Annotated in this window: 13 protein-coding genes and 1 tRNA gene; 5 read left to right on the forward strand and 9 right to left on the reverse strand. The window is 63.5% G+C overall.

Going from position 1 to position 14,652, the window contains the following annotated elements; genetic code table 11:
* Positions 1-11: 11 nt before the first annotated feature.
* Positions 12-2,165 carry a thiamine pyrophosphate-dependent enzyme gene (locus tag CIT25_RS25760; protein ID WP_095487758.1) on the forward strand — a complete coding sequence of 718 codons (2,154 nt, stop codon included), beginning with the start codon at positions 12-14 and terminating at the stop codon, positions 2,163-2,165.
* A complete protein-coding gene (locus CIT25_RS25765; RefSeq protein WP_095487760.1) occupies positions 2,158-3,723 on the forward strand; it encodes an indolepyruvate oxidoreductase subunit beta family protein in 1,566 nt (521 codons plus the stop codon). Before CIT25_RS25760 ends, CIT25_RS25765 begins: the two co-directional genes overlap by 8 nt.
* A 2-nt stretch (positions 3,724-3,725) precedes the next feature.
* Here CIT25_RS25765 and CIT25_RS25770 read toward each other — a convergent pair whose 3' ends face one another.
* On the reverse strand, positions 3,726-4,664 hold the full coding sequence (locus CIT25_RS25770) for a carbon-nitrogen hydrolase family protein (RefSeq protein ID WP_095487762.1): 939 nt from the start codon (positions 4,662-4,664) through the stop codon (positions 3,726-3,728).
* A gap of 39 nt (positions 4,665-4,703) precedes the next feature.
* Complete coding sequence (locus tag CIT25_RS25775; protein WP_206072993.1) at positions 4,704-5,435, reverse strand: class I SAM-dependent methyltransferase; 732 nt, start codon at positions 5,433-5,435, stop codon at positions 4,704-4,706.
* Between the two features lie 299 nt (positions 5,436-5,734).
* Here CIT25_RS25775 and CIT25_RS25780 point away from each other — a divergent pair, with 299 nt between their 5' ends.
* Positions 5,735-6,634: a LysR family transcriptional regulator gene (locus CIT25_RS25780; RefSeq protein WP_206072994.1), complete on the forward strand. Its 900-nt coding sequence runs from the start codon at positions 5,735-5,737 to the stop codon at positions 6,632-6,634.
* Between the two features lie 189 nt (positions 6,635-6,823).
* Here CIT25_RS25780 and CIT25_RS25790 read toward each other — a convergent pair whose 3' ends face one another.
* The 4 genes from CIT25_RS25790 to CIT25_RS25805 form a co-directional block, all read right to left on the reverse strand.
* Positions 6,824-7,357, reverse strand: coding sequence for a DUF2380 domain-containing protein (locus CIT25_RS25790; protein ID WP_158302650.1), 534 nt, complete (start codon positions 7,355-7,357; stop codon positions 6,824-6,826).
* Between the two features lie 126 nt (positions 7,358-7,483).
* Complete coding sequence (locus tag CIT25_RS25795) at positions 7,484-7,810, reverse strand: hypothetical protein (RefSeq protein ID WP_095487766.1); 327 nt, start codon at positions 7,808-7,810, stop codon at positions 7,484-7,486.
* 65 nt (positions 7,811-7,875) lie between these two features.
* Positions 7,876-8,301, reverse strand: coding sequence for a globin family protein (locus tag CIT25_RS25800; protein WP_095487768.1), 426 nt, complete (start codon positions 8,299-8,301; stop codon positions 7,876-7,878).
* Between the two features lie 310 nt (positions 8,302-8,611).
* Positions 8,612-8,687: transfer RNA gene (locus CIT25_RS25805), tRNA-Thr, on the reverse strand.
* Positions 8,688-9,033: 346 nt separating this feature from the next.
* Between CIT25_RS25805 and CIT25_RS25810 the strand changes: the two genes are divergently transcribed.
* Complete coding sequence (locus CIT25_RS25810) at positions 9,034-10,236, forward strand: hypothetical protein (RefSeq protein ID WP_164897524.1); 1,203 nt, start codon at positions 9,034-9,036, stop codon at positions 10,234-10,236.
* A 61-nt stretch (positions 10,237-10,297) separates the two neighbouring features.
* Here CIT25_RS25810 and CIT25_RS25815 read toward each other — a convergent pair whose 3' ends face one another.
* Both CIT25_RS25815 and CIT25_RS25825 read right to left on the reverse strand, forming a co-directional pair.
* The gene (locus CIT25_RS25815) at positions 10,298-11,899 is read right to left on the reverse strand and encodes a cisplatin damage response ATP-dependent DNA ligase (protein WP_095487774.1); all 1,602 of its coding nucleotides are present in this window, start codon (positions 11,897-11,899) and stop codon (positions 10,298-10,300) included.
* A 235-nt stretch (positions 11,900-12,134) separates the two neighbouring features.
* On the reverse strand, positions 12,135-13,145 hold the full coding sequence (locus CIT25_RS25825) for a ligase-associated DNA damage response exonuclease (protein WP_095487776.1): 1,011 nt from the start codon (positions 13,143-13,145) through the stop codon (positions 12,135-12,137).
* Positions 13,146-13,351: 206 nt separating this feature from the next.
* Between CIT25_RS25825 and CIT25_RS25830 the strand changes: the two genes are divergently transcribed.
* Positions 13,352-13,711, forward strand: coding sequence for a hypothetical protein (locus CIT25_RS25830; protein WP_095487778.1), 360 nt, complete (start codon positions 13,352-13,354; stop codon positions 13,709-13,711).
* Here CIT25_RS25830 and CIT25_RS25835 read toward each other — a convergent pair.
* Positions 13,708-14,649 (reverse strand): 2-hydroxyacid dehydrogenase, encoded by a 942-nt coding sequence (locus CIT25_RS25835; protein WP_095487780.1) that lies wholly within the window; start codon positions 14,647-14,649, stop codon positions 13,708-13,710. The genes CIT25_RS25830 and CIT25_RS25835 overlap by 4 nt on opposite strands.
* Positions 14,650-14,652 lie beyond the last annotated feature (3 nt).

Here is a 14,652-nt window from a genome sequence, read left to right on the forward strand (position 1 = left end):
AGGAGCCAAAAATGGCCGAACGGTCTTTTGCCAAGGAAGTCGAAAAGCTCAGGCTCGGCGCTGGCGAGGAGTTTTCCGGCGAGGGCATTCTCGCCATCACCAAGGCGCTGCTGCAATGCGGGGTCGGTTATGTCGGCGGCTATCAGGGCGCGCCGATCAGCCATCTGATGGACGTGCTGGCCGACGCGCAGGATATTCTGGGTGAGCTCGGCGTGCATTTCGAGGCGAGCGCCTCAGAAGCGACCGCCACCGCCATGCTGGCGGCATCGGTGCATTATCCGATCCGTGGCGCGGCGACTTTCAAGTCGACGGTCGGCACCAATGTTGCGTCGGATGCGCTCGCCAATCTCGCCTCGGGCGGAGTCACCGGCGGCGCGCTGATCATCGTCGGCGAGGACTATGGCGAGGGCTCCTCGATCATGCAGGAACGCAGCCACGCCTTCGCCATGAAGAGCCAGGTCTGGCTGCTCGATCCGCGGCCCAACCTGCCGTCGATCGTCAAGGCGGTGGAGGACGGCTTCGAGTTGTCGGAGATTTCCAACACGCCTGTCATGCTGCAGGTCCGCATCCGCTGCTGTCATGTCCATGGCCATTTCATCGCCAAGGACAACAAGCGCCCGGCGATGACGGTGGCCGATGCGCTCGACGCGCCGCGCCGCGACACCGGCCGCATCGTGCTGCCGCCCGCTTCCTTCCTGCACGAGAAGGAGAAGGTGCAAAAACGCTGGCCGGCGGCGGTGGATTTCATCCGCGAGAACAAGATCAACGAGTTCTTCGGTCCCGAGCACGGCTCGGTCGGCATCGTCATGCAGGGCGGCATGTACAATTCGGTCATCCGGGCGCTGCAGCGCCTCGGCCTTGCCGATACTTATGGCGAGACAGACGTGCCGCTCTACGTGCTGAATGCCGTCTATCCCTTGGTCGATGACGAGTTCCTGTCCTTCTGCGAGGGCAAGGACGCCGTGCTCGTCGTCGAGGAAGGCCAGCCCAATTATATCGAGCAGGCCTTTGCCGCGATGCTGCACAAAGCCGGGCGCGGCACAAAGCTCGTCGGCAAGGAACATCTGCCGATGGCCGGCGAATATACCGGCCAGGTCATGCTCGACGGCATCGGATCGTTCCTGCGCGCCACCATTCCCCATTTGCTGCCGGGCGAGGTCCGCGCGCCGAACAAGATCGGCGACGGGCTCGATACCGCCGACCTGGTCAATGTCGTCCCGGGCCGTCCGCCCGGCTTCTGCGTCGGCTGTCCGGAGCGGCCGATCTTTGCCGCCACCAAGCTGGTCGAGCAGGAGTTGGGCAAGCACCACATCGCCTCTGACATCGGCTGCCATCTGTTTTCGATCATGCCGCCTTTCGAGCTTGGCGCCACCACAATGGGCTACGGGCTGGGGCCGGCCTCGGCTTCGGCGTTCAATTCGCCCGACGCCAAGCGCCGCTCGATCTCCTTCGTCGGCGACGGCGGCTTCTGGCACAACGGCCTGACCTCGTCGATCGGCAATGCGGTGTTCAACAAGAATGACGGCGTCATCGTCATCGTCGACAATTTCTATTCGGCGGCGACGGGAGGGCAGGATATTCTTTCATCCCGAGCCGGTAACAAGACGAAATCGACCAAGCACCCGATCACCGAGGCGGTGAAAGGCATGGGCGTCAAATGGCTGCGCCACATCGACCGCACCTATGACGTGACCAAGATGCAGGACACATTGCGCGAGGCGCTGACGACGGACGAGAAGGGCCCGAAAGTCATCGTCGCCTCGTCCGAATGCATGCTCAACCGGCAGCGCCGCGAGAAGCCGCTGGTCGACAAGGCGATCAAGGGCGGGACAAGGATCGTCAAGCCGAAATTCGGCGTCGACGAGGACATCTGCACCGGCGACCACGCCTGCATGCGGCTGTCCGGCTGCCCGTCGCTGTCGGTGAAGTCGCTGGACGACCCGCTGCGCGACGATCCGGTGGCGCATATCGACCAGAGCTGCGTCGGCTGCGGCAATTGCGGCGAGGTCGCCGATGCGGCGGTGCTGTGCCCGTCCTTCTACCGCGCCGACGTGGTGCACAATCCGAGCCGCTGGGACCGTTTCCTGGAAGCCGCTCGTCGCGCCACCATCAGCCTCTTGCAGCGGCGCCGTGAAAGCCGGCGCCTGACATTCGCCGATGCTTGACGCCGTCCCGCGCTCGAAAGCCGGCGCTCCCGAAGACGAGCGCGTCATCAAGCTTGCCGTGCTGGCGGTCGGCGGGCAGGGCGGCGGCGTGCTCGCCGACTGGATCACCGACGTCGCCGAGCGCAATGGCTATGTCGCGCAATCGACCTCTGTCGCCGGCGTCGCCCAGCGCACCGGCGCCACCATCTACTATGTCGAGATGTGCCGCGACACCGGCCGATTGCCGGTCTTCGCGCTGTCGCCTTCGCAGGGCGATGTCGACATCTTGATCGCGGCCGAACTGATGGAAGCCGGCCGTGCCATCATCCGCGGCTTCGTCACGCCCGAGCGCACGACGCTGATCGCCTCGTCGCATCGCATCGCCGCGGTGTCGGAAAAGATCGAGCCCGGCGACGGCCGGGCCTCGTCGCCAAAGGTGCATGCGACAGCGGAAGCCGCGGCCAAGCGCTTCATCGCCTTCGACATGGAGAAGATCGCCGCCGACAACGGCTCGATGATCTCGGCCAGCCTGCTCGGCGCATTGGCGGGGTCCGATGCCTTGCCGTTCACCCGCGAAAGCTATGAGCAGGCGGTCAGTGCCGGCGGCCGCGGCGTGAAGGCCAGTCTCGCCGCCTTCGGCGCCTCTTTTGATCGCGCCCGCGGGATCGCGAATGCGCCGGCTCCGGGCGAAAAAGCCGCGGAGCCGAAAGCTGCCGAAACCGGCTCGGCGGCAAAGGTGAGCGGCCCGGAAAGCCTGTTGAAGGGCTGGCAGGCGCTAGCCGCCCGGGTCGCTGCGCTGCCGGCCCCCGTGCGCGACATGGCGCTTCGCGGCCTCAGGAAAGTGGTCGACTATCAGGACATCGCCTATGGCGGCGAGTATCTCGACCGACTAGACCGGGCGGTCGTCTTGGACAATGCCGGCCACGACTACGCGCTGTCGATCGCTGCGGCAAAGCATCTGGCTAATGCCATGTGCTACGACGACATGATCCGCGTCGCCGACCTGAAGACGCGCTCGACGCGCGACAAGCGGGTGCGCCGCGAGGTCGGCGTCAAGCATGGCTCGATCCTGCAGGTGACCGAATATTTCCATCCGCGCATCGAGGAATTCTGCGGCACGCTGCCGGCCGGCCTCGGCAGCTACATCGAGGCGCGGCCCAAGCTTGCCGCCTTCCTCGACCGCCGTATCAACCATGGACGGCGCATCCGCACCGACAGCTTTGCCGGTTTCGCCGCGCTGTGGTTCATTGGCGGCCTGCGCCGCTGGCGCCGCCGCCTGCTGCGCCACAAGGTCGAGACCGCGCATCTCGAGCGCTGGTACGCGCTGGCGCTCGGCCATGTCAGGGAAGACTATGCGCTTGCCACGGAAATCCTCAACTGTCGCCGCCTGATCAAGGGCTACAGCGACACTCATGTCCGCGCGCAATCCAAGTTCGATCGCGTGCTGTCGGCGCTCGACCTGCTCAAGGGCCGCGCGGATGCCGCCGACTGGATCCGGCGCCTGCGCGAAGCGGCGCTCAAGGATGAGAAGGGCGAGATGCTCGACGGCGCGCTGAAGACGGTGGCGACGCTGCGGTAGAGCTAATAGCTGAATTCCGCCGGCCTTTGCGATTTTGCGTTGACCTGCAAGGTGAAAATATCCGGCCGGCTGTAGTGCCCGGCGACGTCGAGACTGCGGCGAGCGGCAATTGCCGCCTTGAGATCGATGTCGGCATGCAGAATGCCTGTTTCCTTGCGCAAAGGGCCGGCAACGATTTTTCCCCCTGGCGCGATGACCACGGAGTCGCCCTGATTGATCCACTCGTCCGCGTCCGGATAGAGGCGGTCACGGTCGGGAAAGTCGCGCGGCAAGTCTTTTACGCGCAAGACATTGCCGGCGCCGATGACCCAGCAGCCGCCCTCGCGGGCGATATGCTGCAATGTGCCGATCCAGCCGTCGCCACTGTCGTAGGTTGGGGCGACGTGGATATCGATGCCTTGAGCGTAGAGCGCGTACCGGGCAAGCGGCATGTAGTTCTCCCAGCAAACCAGCGAGCCAACCCGTCCTGAAGGCGTGTCGACGACCTTGAGCCCACTGGCGTCACCAAATCCCCAGACCATCCGCTCGGGGTTGGTGGGCATGAGCTTGCGGTGCCTGTTTAGAAGCGAACCGTCCGGGCCAATCACGATGACGCTGTTGTAGATAGTGGCGCGGCTCCACTGGCTGTCGCGTTCGTTGATGCCGCACAGGATGGTCACTTTGAGCGTCCTGGCGGCGTCGAACAGCGGACGCAGTTGATCCGACGAGAGGTCGACGGCATTGTCGACCAGGCGCCCGTGCAATTGGCCTGCCAGGCCGCCGTCGGCCCCCGGCTTCAGGCGCCAGATCCAGGCGGGGTATCCGGGGATGAACGCCTCGGAGAAGACCACAAGCTCGGCGCCGCCATTCGCGGCCTCGGCAACCAGCCGCACTGCCTTGGCGATCGTCCCTTCGCGATCCAGAAAAGCCGGCGGTTCCTGGACAATGGCAATTCTCGTCATGAGGTTCCTCCTCGCTTCGGCACAGAGGCCGGCGTGTCCCTATCTTGTGGCGGCCGCGACTAGCATTTCGCATGGTCCCGCGAATTGTCCGTCCCGCTCGAACTGGCCAAGCGCCTCTTCGATTTCCGCCCACGCGTCGTCCTGTTCCCGGGCGGACAGGCCGGCGAGCATCTGATGCAGCGCGCCAAACGATTCCTGCTCGAACTGCAGACATTCCAGGGCCGAGTGCAGCCGCACCGGCGCATCGATCCTTTCGATCCGGACGTTACGGAATCCGGCATCGATCAGACGTTTTGCTAGAACCGTGGGATCGCCCAGGCTGAATGGGCCTGGCTGGCCGGGCAGCGGTGCGGGCAGCGCGGCGCGGCGGCGAATGATGCCGACAGGGATCGAAAAGAACGGGTTCTTGTCTGCCGTGGAATAGACGATTGCACCGACCCTTCCCCCCGGTTTGAGGTGGTCGCGCATTCCGCCCAGCGCCTTATTCTGATCCGGAAAGTAGATCAGGCCGACGCGCGAAATGACGGCGTCGAAGGGGGCAGCGGATATGGCGCCCAGCATTTCGCCGTCGGCGACGATGGTGTCGATGTTGCCATGGCCCGCCAGTTTCGCGTTGCTGGCGGCGAAATCGAGAATCCCGGCCGAAATGTCGGTGGCGAGCACATAACCCTCGGGGCCAACGCGCCGCGCCGCGGTCAATGTCTGTTCCCCGGCACCGGCGGCGACATCGAGGACGCGACTGCCGCGCTTTACATCGGTCATGTCCAGCATCAGTTCCGTCGCCGGTCCAAGCCACCGGGACAGGAGCGGACCCCAGCGGTTCCATGCCTCGGCCGCGCTGTCCCATTGCTTGCGGGTCGTTTCCTTGAATTTGACGGGATCGAAAGTCGGTTGCTGCTGATCCATGGTCGCCTCCTGGCGCATAACCTCGGAAACCGGACGGCATCCGGAAGACAGTATTGTCTTGCAGGAAACGATATTGGGCGCGTAGTTTCGGCTCAATTCTCGAAATCTAGACGCCCATTTTGCAAAATTGCACAGATCGGGGCTCCATGATGCAATGGGATGATTTGCGGATTTTCCTGGCGGTCGCGCGCGACGGCTCGATCAGCGGCGCCGCCAAACGCATGAACGTTCAGCATTCCACCGTGTCGCGCCGGATCAGGGTGCTGGAGACGCAGCTTGGCACGCGCCTGATCGAGCGCAAGAAGTCCGGATACGAACTGACCGCGGCCGGCGAGGAATTGAAAATGGCGGCCGGTAAGATGGAGATGGAGGTCCTCGAAGTCGAGGGCGCCCTCGGCGGTCAGGAAAATCGGATTGCCGGCGAGTTGAGGGTGTCGGCGATCAACAATATGGCATCATCCGTGCTGATGCCCATATTTGCCAGTTTCAACGAAAGCTATCCGGACATCGAGCTGCATGTGCAGGTTTCCAACAAGTATGTCAGCCTCGCCGAGCGGCACGCGGATATCGCCATTCGCCTGACCAACACGCCACTTGACACTCTGGTCGGTACCCGGCTCGCCAACGTTGCATCAGCCGTCTACGGGGAAAGAAACTACCTCAAGGCTTTGCGCGCCGGCAGCGCCAAACCAAGGTGGCTGGGGGTGGAATGCTGCGCTTTCCATCAATCCTGGACCAACGAGGCCTGCCCGGATCATCGTCACAGCTTTTTTGTCGACGACACGTTGCTTACGCTCGCAGCCATGAAACACGGACTTGGGCTGGCCTACCTGCCATGCTTCATGGGCGACGGGGACGACCGGTTGGAGCGCTTCCGCGCGCCTGACCCGATACACGATCTGGGGCTATGGCTGCTCTATCATCCAGACTTGCGGCGCACCAAACGGGTGAGGGTCTTTCGCGAACATATGATTGCGCGGATCGGCGACCAGAGTGCCCTGTTCGAAGGGCGACGACCGAGGCACGGCGACGACACGCTGCTTAACCGAGAAGCGTTGGGATAAGTTTGGCCGGAGTCACAATGGCTTGGATCGGCGGCCTTTCGATGGCCGATTTGTTCGGGAAAGTTTTTGGTGCCGCTTGCATGGACTCGAACACGCGACCCCGCATTACGAATGCGGTGTTCTACCAACTGAGCTAGAGCGGCCCGAGAAGCCAAGGCACTCCAAGATGCGCTGGTGATAGAGACGCACCTACGGAATGCAGTGCTTCTCGATATCACGCGCCGTGAACTCTGCTGCTCGTCGCCACGCTTCGTCGGTATCTCCCCGGTAAGTCAGGTATCGATCGCAGACAGGCTTGTTGTTGTTCAAATCCAGCACTGCGAACTTCACCCAGCCAACCAGCGTGCTCATCTTGTGCATCTGACCGATCAGGAGATAGTTCGCGTTGGCTGTTCTTGCCTGCTTCGAGAGATCGACAAGGCCGGGGTCCCTGATGGTGCACTGCTCTGCCTGACAGGGTAATGCGACGAGGTCGATCTTCTCCGAAAGACCATCCCGCAATGCAACGCCAAACGCCTTCAGTCGCGTTTCGTGTTCAGCGGTCTGGTCCCTGACTTCGCCTGACGTATCCCTGAACTCGAAATCCGCGACGGCGAGGGTCGGGGGCTCGGCGGCATCGGCAAAGGCGGCCGACGCAAGTGCACCGGCGCCTAGCAGGATCAGGAGGAATCGTCCGCACTCAAAAAGCCGAAATCGAACTTCTGCACGTTGCACCTTGAGCATCTCGTTCTCCGAGGTTGGGACGATAGCCATCCCAATGACGGTGCCGACTGTCTCTTCGCGTTGTTGTAGGCGCGGAAAGCAGGCGCAAGACTACCCGGTTGCGTCGCAACGTCAACTTTCCGCCCGTTACTGGGTGGACTCGACCTTCGCGACGACGAGCTTGCCTTTGGCGCGCGAGATTTCGAGTGTCTGGCCGGGTTTTGCCAACTCGCCCGGGACCGAGATCACCATCGCCTGGCCTTCGGTGAGGGTCGCGACGAAGCGCACGGGCAGGTTTTCTTCGCCCGCCGCCATCGTGGTGACCACCCGATAGCCGTCATCGGCCTCGGTGTAGTAGACGACGCCGTGAAAGTTGCCGAGATCGACGGTCCCACCCTGACGGGCCGTGAGTTCGCCGGCAGAAGCGGAACTTGCCACAACGCAAAGCGCTGCAAGAGCTGTGTATCTGAACATAGTTTTTCTCTCCATTTAGCATTGTTGTTTGGGTGGATGGTCGCCTTCGGCTGCATCCCAATAAATCACGCTGCGAGCTGATCCTCGCGGGCAGCCGCGATCATCACACTTGCGAGCAACCCGTAGGCTGCCTCCCAAGCGTCGCGCACGGCCGGCGTAAAAGCCGTGCCGAGGCCGGCCGCCAGCGTCTCGATGAGCGCTTGCCCGACGATCGGGTAATGATGTTCCTTGACGCCGTAGGTCACGTGACGCCTGGCGAGCACGCGCACCGTCGGGAGAATGGTGTCGGCACGGTCCAATCCGTGCACGACGAAGCCCAGGCTCGCCATCAGCTTGGCGCCTTGCTTGGCCATGTCTGTCACCGGAAACAGCGTGCGAAGATCCGCGTCGATCGCGAACAGGCGTTCATAGAACAGCGCGGCGGCGGCCACGCGTATCGCGACGACCTCGCGAAAACTGTCCTGGACAAGTCTGATCTGGTCGGGTGTCATCGGCGACGTTCCTGCGTTGCTGGCCTGGTGAGGCTCGGAACATCCTGCCAAAACGTTTCGCGTGCATGTCGCCCGCGCGTAGATGTGTTTCAGTTGTGTCTCAATTGGTTTTCATTTGCGCTCATTTGTCTTCAGATCCCGACGGATCGTGCGCTGGGTCGCTCGCATCCTGATGATGGTGCATTTGAAATTGAGGAAGACGGAGGCGAGCCTGTAGATGAGGCAAGGGGCGAAAAGGCGCCGCTGAAGACAGCGTGCTACCACGCAGTTTCTGCCATAACCTCAGAACCCGCGAAGCCTTGAGAAATAGTGGTGCCGCTTAGGTGACTCGAACACCTGACCCCATCATTACGAATGATGTGCTCTACCAACTGAGCTAAAGCGGCCCCGGGAAGCCAGGGCCTCCAAGATGCGCTGGGTGATAAACGCAACCCGTCACAAATTCAAGATGGGACTTTGGCATTTCGCGTTGGGGCTCATCCCAGGCCTGTCAGGGGCCGCCGCGCCGATCCGCCATGCGGTCGCGTCATGCCGCACCGGCAGGTCGCGCGACCGCCACGTTGGCGCCGTGGCGGGAAAATCGGTGAAAAATGTTGATTCCTTTACCGAAAATCGCCGAAATCGGCCTTGGATGCGTCGCCAAGGCAGAATGCGGCCGCTGGCCCGTTGATTGATTGGTCGCCTACGGCTAACGATCATGACAATGTGACCGTACGTGCAGAGGGATCCCGCTTGGACGCGATCGAAAAAGCGATCCGGAACGCCTTCGAAAAAGGCAATGCCGACGACCGGGCGTTTCGCGAGCGGGTCTACCGATCGGCCTTCGCCGCACTGGACCGCGCCCTGCAGGCCAACCCGAGCGTGACGGTGGAAGTCGCCATCAAGCGCCGCAAGGCGGTGCAGGCCAAGATCACGCAAATCGAATCCGAGTTCCTGCCGGCGGTTCCCGATGTCGCCCTACCGACCGATGATGACGCCGCAGCACCGGCGGCGGAGCAGCCGGCCGACAGCGAAGTCGAGGCCGATGCCGAAGCTGAAGCCGATGCCGAACCGGATGTCGAAGCCGATGCTGGCCCCGCGCCGTCGCCTGACGTCGTTGTCGACGGTCCGGTAGGGTCTCGTGCATCCGATATGCCCCGGTCGCGCATCTTGCCGGTCGTTCCCGATATCATGCCCGAGGCGGTTTCTGCCGATGTGCCGGAGATCGACATGTCGTCCCCTGCATCGACCGGAGACGACGACGCAGAGGTGATGCCCGACCGCGACGAGAGGCGGGTGAGAGGCCCCCGCCTGCCTCTCACCGCGATCTTCCTCGGCGTCACGTTGCTCGCGGCCGCCGGCATCGGCCTCTATTTCGCTGCGCAGACCGGCGTCTTCAAGTCGGCGGCCCAACTCGACACGGCCCCTCCGCAAGCGCCTCCGACAGTGGAGGACGATGATTTCACGCCGCCAAGCGACACGGCCTCGCCGCTGACCCCCGGTGAGGCGGATGAGGATCGCGACTGGATCAATGTGTTTTCGCCGAGCGACCCGGCGCTTGTCAGTGCGCCTTCGGATGCCAAGGCCGAAGTCATGCAGGACGACAGCGGCTCCTTCCTGCGCATCCGGTCGGGCGCCTCCGGCTCTGCCATCAGCTTTGACGTCGGGCAAGGCGTGCTGGAAAAACTCGCCGGCAAGCACGCCGTGTTCGACATCATCGCCCGCTCCGAGGAGGGCAAGGAGACGCAGATCTCCGTCGATTGCAATTTCGGCGAACTCGGCGACTGCGGCCGCAAGCGCTACGCGGTCGGCCATGAGAACAACGAATATCTGTTCGACGTGCGCTTTCCCGACAAGCGTCCGGGCGCTGCCGGCACCATCGCCATCAATTCCGACTTCGACAAGCAGGGCAAGTCGGTCGACATCTACGAGATCCGCGTCTCGATCGTTCCTTGAGCTTCAACGCATCCAAAAGTGTTAGAGCGTACTTTGTGCGTCCAATTGGACGCACGTCGCTCTAACGGTCGAGCAGGGCCTGCAGCGTCTCGATGCGGTCGGCTTCGGCCGCCGGCTTGTCCCAGCGAAGCCGTGAAATGCGCGGAAAGCGCATGGCGACGCCAGATTTGTGCCGTGTCGAGCGGTTGAGTCCTTCGAACGCCACCTCCAGCACGAGGCCTTGTCTGCGGTCGGCTCGCACCGAGCGGACCGGGCCGAAACGCTCGATCGTGTTGTCGCGGACATATTTGTCGATCTGCCTCAGTTCTTCGTCGGTGAAACCGAAATAGGCCTTGCCCACCGGCACCAGTTCCTCCGACCCTTCCGGCCCGGACCAGACGCCGAACGTGTAATCGGAATAAAAGCTCGAACGTTTGCCGTGGCCGCGCTGGGCATACATCAGCACGGCGTCGACCGTGTGCGGATCGCGCTTCCATTTGAACCATGGGCCTTTCGGCCGACCGGCGACATAGGGCGAATCCCAGCGTTTCAACATTACGCCTTCGATGACCGGATGCAGCGGCTTGCGGCGCAATTGCTCCAGCGCCTGCCAGTCGGTGAACTCGACCAGCGGCGAAAGATCGAAGCGGCTCGGATCGAGGCTCCTGACGAAGGCTTCGAGGCGGCTGCGCCGCTCGTGGAAGGAGAGCGGCCGCAAGTCCTCGTCGCCGATCTGAAGCACGTCGTAGCAGCGCATGAAGGCCGGGTATTGCTGCTGGATCTTCAGCGTCACGCTCTTACGGTTCAGCCGCTGCTGCAGGTCTGAGAAAGTGCCGGTCGCCTGCAAGGGATCGCCGACCAGAAGCTCGCCGTCGAGGGTGGCGGAAAAGTCCATTGCGTCGGCGAGATCCGGAAAGGCACCGGAGACGTCGTCGCCGGTGCGCGAATAGAGCCGGCGCACACCGCCTTCGCAAACCGCCTGGACGCGGATGCCGTCCCATTTCCATTCGGCGGCGTAGTCGGTCGGATCGAGCTTTTCGAGATCGCCGTCGCCGACCGGCGTCGACAGCATCACCGGCCGGAACAGCGCCAGCGCCGTTTTCTTGGGTTTCTCGGCCTTGCCTTCCAGCCAGGCGAACAGCTCGGCATATGGTGGCGTCAGCCCATGCCACAGCTCCTCGATCTCGGCGATGTCGACCTTGCCGAGATCGGCCAGCGCCTGCTTGGCCAGCCGCGCCGAGACGCCGATGCGCAGGCCGCCGGTCACCAGCTTTATGATGGCGAAGCGCGCCGAGATGCTGGCGCTGTCGAGCAATCCGGCCAGCACCTTCGGTCCATCGGAACGGCTCGCCGCCTGCAGCTTTGCGACGACCTCGGCGAGCGTCGGCTCATGGTTCGCGATGTCTGCGGGCGATTGCGGCCAGACCAGCGACACCGTCTCCGCCAAGTCGCCGACATAGTCGTAGGAATAGCCGAACAGCACCGGGTCCATGCGCTCCATGACCAGCGTGCGCAGCATCGCCGGCTTGACCGCTGCGATGGTGAGATCGCCGGTGATGGCGGCTAGCGCCAGGCCGCGATCCGGATCCTCGACGCTGCGAAAGTAGTCGGTCAGCAGCGTCAGCTTGCCATTGCGCGACGGCGTCAGGACGAGGCGATCGAGGAGTTCGGCGAAGCGGTTCATGGCGGTGAGAACCATGGGCAAGCGTCGCGTTCTGTCGCGCCCCCCTCTGGCCTGCCGGCCATCTCCCCCACTTGGGGGGAGATTGGATGGCGTCGCCAGTTTCGCCAACCATCAACGTTGCAGAACGAGCGCCGGCGAAGAAGCTGCCGATCTCCCCCCTTGAGGGGGAGATGTCCGGCAGGACAGAGGGGGGCGCCGTAGAGCTCTGCGCAGGTGACTACCGAACCTCCCGCCATCAATCGCCCTCGTCCTCATAGCCGACGAGATGCAGCGGCCGCGCGGCAATGCCTTCGAGCTCGCACCAGCGCACCAGGGCCTCCTCGCGGCCATGCGTCACCCAGATTTCCTCGGCGCCGGTCTCCTTGATCGTCGCGGTCAGTTCGTCCCAGTCGGAATGGTCGGAAATGATCAGCGGCAGCTCGACGCCGCCCTGTTTGGCGCGCTGGCGGATGCGCATCCAGCCGGACGCAAAGCACGAGATCGGATCGGGAAAGCGCCGCGCCCAGCGGTCGGCGAAGGCCGAAGGCGGGCCGACGATGACGGCCCCAATGAAATCGCCCTTGCCACCGCTTTCGACGGTCGCCGGCTCCAGTGTCCCGAGGTCGATGCCCTGGCCCTGGTAGTAGTCGCTGAGCTTGGCCAGCGCGCCGTGGATGTAGATCGGCCTGTCGTAACCGGCATCGCGCAGCAAGCGCATGACCCGCTGCGCCTTGCCGAGCGCATAGGCGCCGACCAGATGCGCGCGTTCGGGAAACTGCGCCGTCGATTTCAGCAGGCGGGCGATCTCTTCGGTATCGTGCGGATGGCGGAACACCGGCAGGCCGAAGGTCGCCTCGGTTATGAATACGTCGCATTTGACCGGTTCAAACGGCTCGCAGGTCGCGTCCCTCTGGCGCTTGTAGTCGCCCGACGCGACGATGCATGTGCCCTGATGCACGACCTCGATCTGCGCCGAGCCGAGCACATGGCCGGCCGGATGGAAGGTTACGGTGACGTCGTTCAGCGCAATCGTCTCGCCAAGTGCGGCCGCTTGCGTCGTCCCGGCAAAGCCTTCGCCGTAGCGAAGCCCCATAATGTCCAGCGTCTGTTGTGTGGCCAGCACCGAGCGGTGGCCGGAACGGGCATGGTCGGAATGGCCGTGCGTGATCAGCGCCCGGTCGACCGGCCGCACCGGATCGATGAAAAAATCGCCGGGTGGGCAATAGAGGCCCTCAGGCCGGGGATGAAGCAGGTCGCTGGCGCGCATGGCTTAGAGATAGTTGCTAATTTCGGCGCGGGAAGCCTGTTGCAAGTGACTGCTGACTCGGCCTACAGGCAACGGCCGGCGGGACCTCCGTTTTTGGACCTCGTCCGGCGCCCTTTTTCGTTCACCTGCGCCACGTGTGGCGCAGGCTGCGAAAAAGCCCGATTCGCATGCCCGAAAGGGCGGGACATCGATACGGAGGACATTCCATGCGCTGGAACTTGGTGGTCTTGGCATCTTGCCTGGCGATGGCCGGCTGCGCCGGCGCCTCGATGGCCGAACGACAGGATGAGAATGTCCAGTCCTCGCTGCAATATGATAGCGTGCCTTGCGATCAATTGCTGGCGCAACGAAACGAGCTGGCGCAGCGATATCGCCTTTCGCAGGATGCCAAGCCGTCCTTCTCCGATCCGGGGGTGGGCCTCGGCCCATTCACGCCGGACGTCCGTTCCAAGACCCAGCGTGACGTCGAACAGGCAAGCGGCCGGATCGACGCCATGAACCGGTCGATCGCCCGCCGCGAATGTGGCAAACCAGCCAAGCAGACCAAGCTTGGCTTGCCTAGCTAATACCCCGCGTCGCGATCCACCAGGTTCTTGAGCTTCTCGCCGCGCTCGAAGGCGGCCATCTGGCGCAGCATGATCGGCGCCAGATGGACGGGGTCGGAGGTCGCCGCCGCATGCGGCGTCACGAACACTTTCGGGTGGCTCCACAGCGGACTGGTCTTCGGCAGCGGCTCGACCTCGAACACGTCGAGGCTCGCTTCCTTCAGCGTGCCGTCCTCCAGCGCGCGCGCGATATCGGCATCCTTCTGCAGGCGGCCGCGCCCGGCGTTGATCAACACCGAGCCGCCGAGGCCGTTGCGTTTCCTCAGCTCCTTCAGCACGCCGTAATTGACGATACCTTGCGTGTGCGGCGTGAGCGGCAAAAGCACCACCAGAATGTCGGTGGCGTTGAGGAAGGGGATCAATCCGGCCTCGCCCGCATAGGTCGAAACGCCCTTCATCGGCCGCTCGCTGCGCGACCAGCCATTGACTGCAAAGCCGAGCGACAAAAGCACCGACGCCGCCGCGCGGCCAAGCGTGCCGAGCCCCATGATGCCGACAGAGATGTCGCCGGCCGGGCGCTGCGGCGGCTCGTGCCAGATCTTCCTTTTCTGCTGCGTTCGGTAGAGCATGCCCTGGCGGTGATGATCGAGCACCCGCCAGACGACATATTCGGTCATGTACTGGGTCAGGTTGTCGGCGACGACCTTCACGATCGGCACGTCGGGCACAGTGGGATCGGCCAAGATGTGGTCGACGCCGGCGCCGATCGAAAAGATGGCGCGCAGATTGGGCAGAGACGACAGAAGGTTCGGCCGCTGCTTCCAAACCACCGCATAGGTGATCGAGGGATCGCTGGCGCCGTCCGGCTCGAGCACCACCTCGCGTTCCGCCGACAAGAGTTCGCGCCAGCGTTGCGGATGAAAGCCGGTGACGGCAAGCAGGATACGGCCTTTTTCCATTTC

The sequence above is a fragment of the Mesorhizobium mediterraneum genome (assembly GCF_002284565.1).
Classification (GTDB): Bacteria; Pseudomonadota; Alphaproteobacteria; order Rhizobiales; family Rhizobiaceae; genus Mesorhizobium; species Mesorhizobium mediterraneum.

Excerpts from the sequence above, each read along its gene's own strand:
- CIT25_RS25760 (WP_095487758.1), top strand. The coding sequence starts at position 12 with ATGGCCGAACGGTCTTTTGCCAAGGAAGTCGAAAAGCTCAGGCTCGGC.
- CIT25_RS25765 (WP_095487760.1), top strand. The coding sequence starts at position 2,158 with ATGCTTGACGCCGTCCCGCGCTCGAAAGCCGGCGCTCCCGAAGACGAG.
- CIT25_RS25770 (WP_095487762.1), bottom strand. The coding sequence starts at position 4,664 with ATGACGAGAATTGCCATTGTCCAGGAACCGCCGGCTTTTCTGGATCGC.
- CIT25_RS25775 (WP_206072993.1), bottom strand. The coding sequence starts at position 5,435 with ATGCTGGACATGACCGATGTAAAGCGCGGCAGTCGCGTCCTCGATGTC.
- CIT25_RS25790 (WP_158302650.1), bottom strand. The coding sequence starts at position 7,357 with ATGCTCAAGGTGCAACGTGCAGAAGTTCGATTTCGGCTTTTTGAGTGC.
- CIT25_RS25795 (WP_095487766.1), bottom strand. The coding sequence starts at position 7,810 with ATGTTCAGATACACAGCTCTTGCAGCGCTTTGCGTTGTGGCAAGTTCC.
- CIT25_RS25800 (WP_095487768.1), bottom strand. The coding sequence starts at position 8,301 with ATGACACCCGACCAGATCAGACTTGTCCAGGACAGTTTTCGCGAGGTC.
- CIT25_RS25815 (WP_095487774.1), bottom strand. The coding sequence starts at position 11,899 with ATGAACCGCTTCGCCGAACTCCTCGATCGCCTCGTCCTGACGCCGTCG.
- CIT25_RS25825 (WP_095487776.1), bottom strand. The coding sequence starts at position 13,145 with ATGCGCGCCAGCGACCTGCTTCATCCCCGGCCTGAGGGCCTCTATTGC.
- CIT25_RS25830 (WP_095487778.1), top strand. The coding sequence starts at position 13,352 with ATGCGCTGGAACTTGGTGGTCTTGGCATCTTGCCTGGCGATGGCCGGC.
- CIT25_RS25835 (WP_095487780.1), bottom strand. The coding sequence starts at position 14,649 with ATGGAAAAAGGCCGTATCCTGCTTGCCGTCACCGGCTTTCATCCGCAA.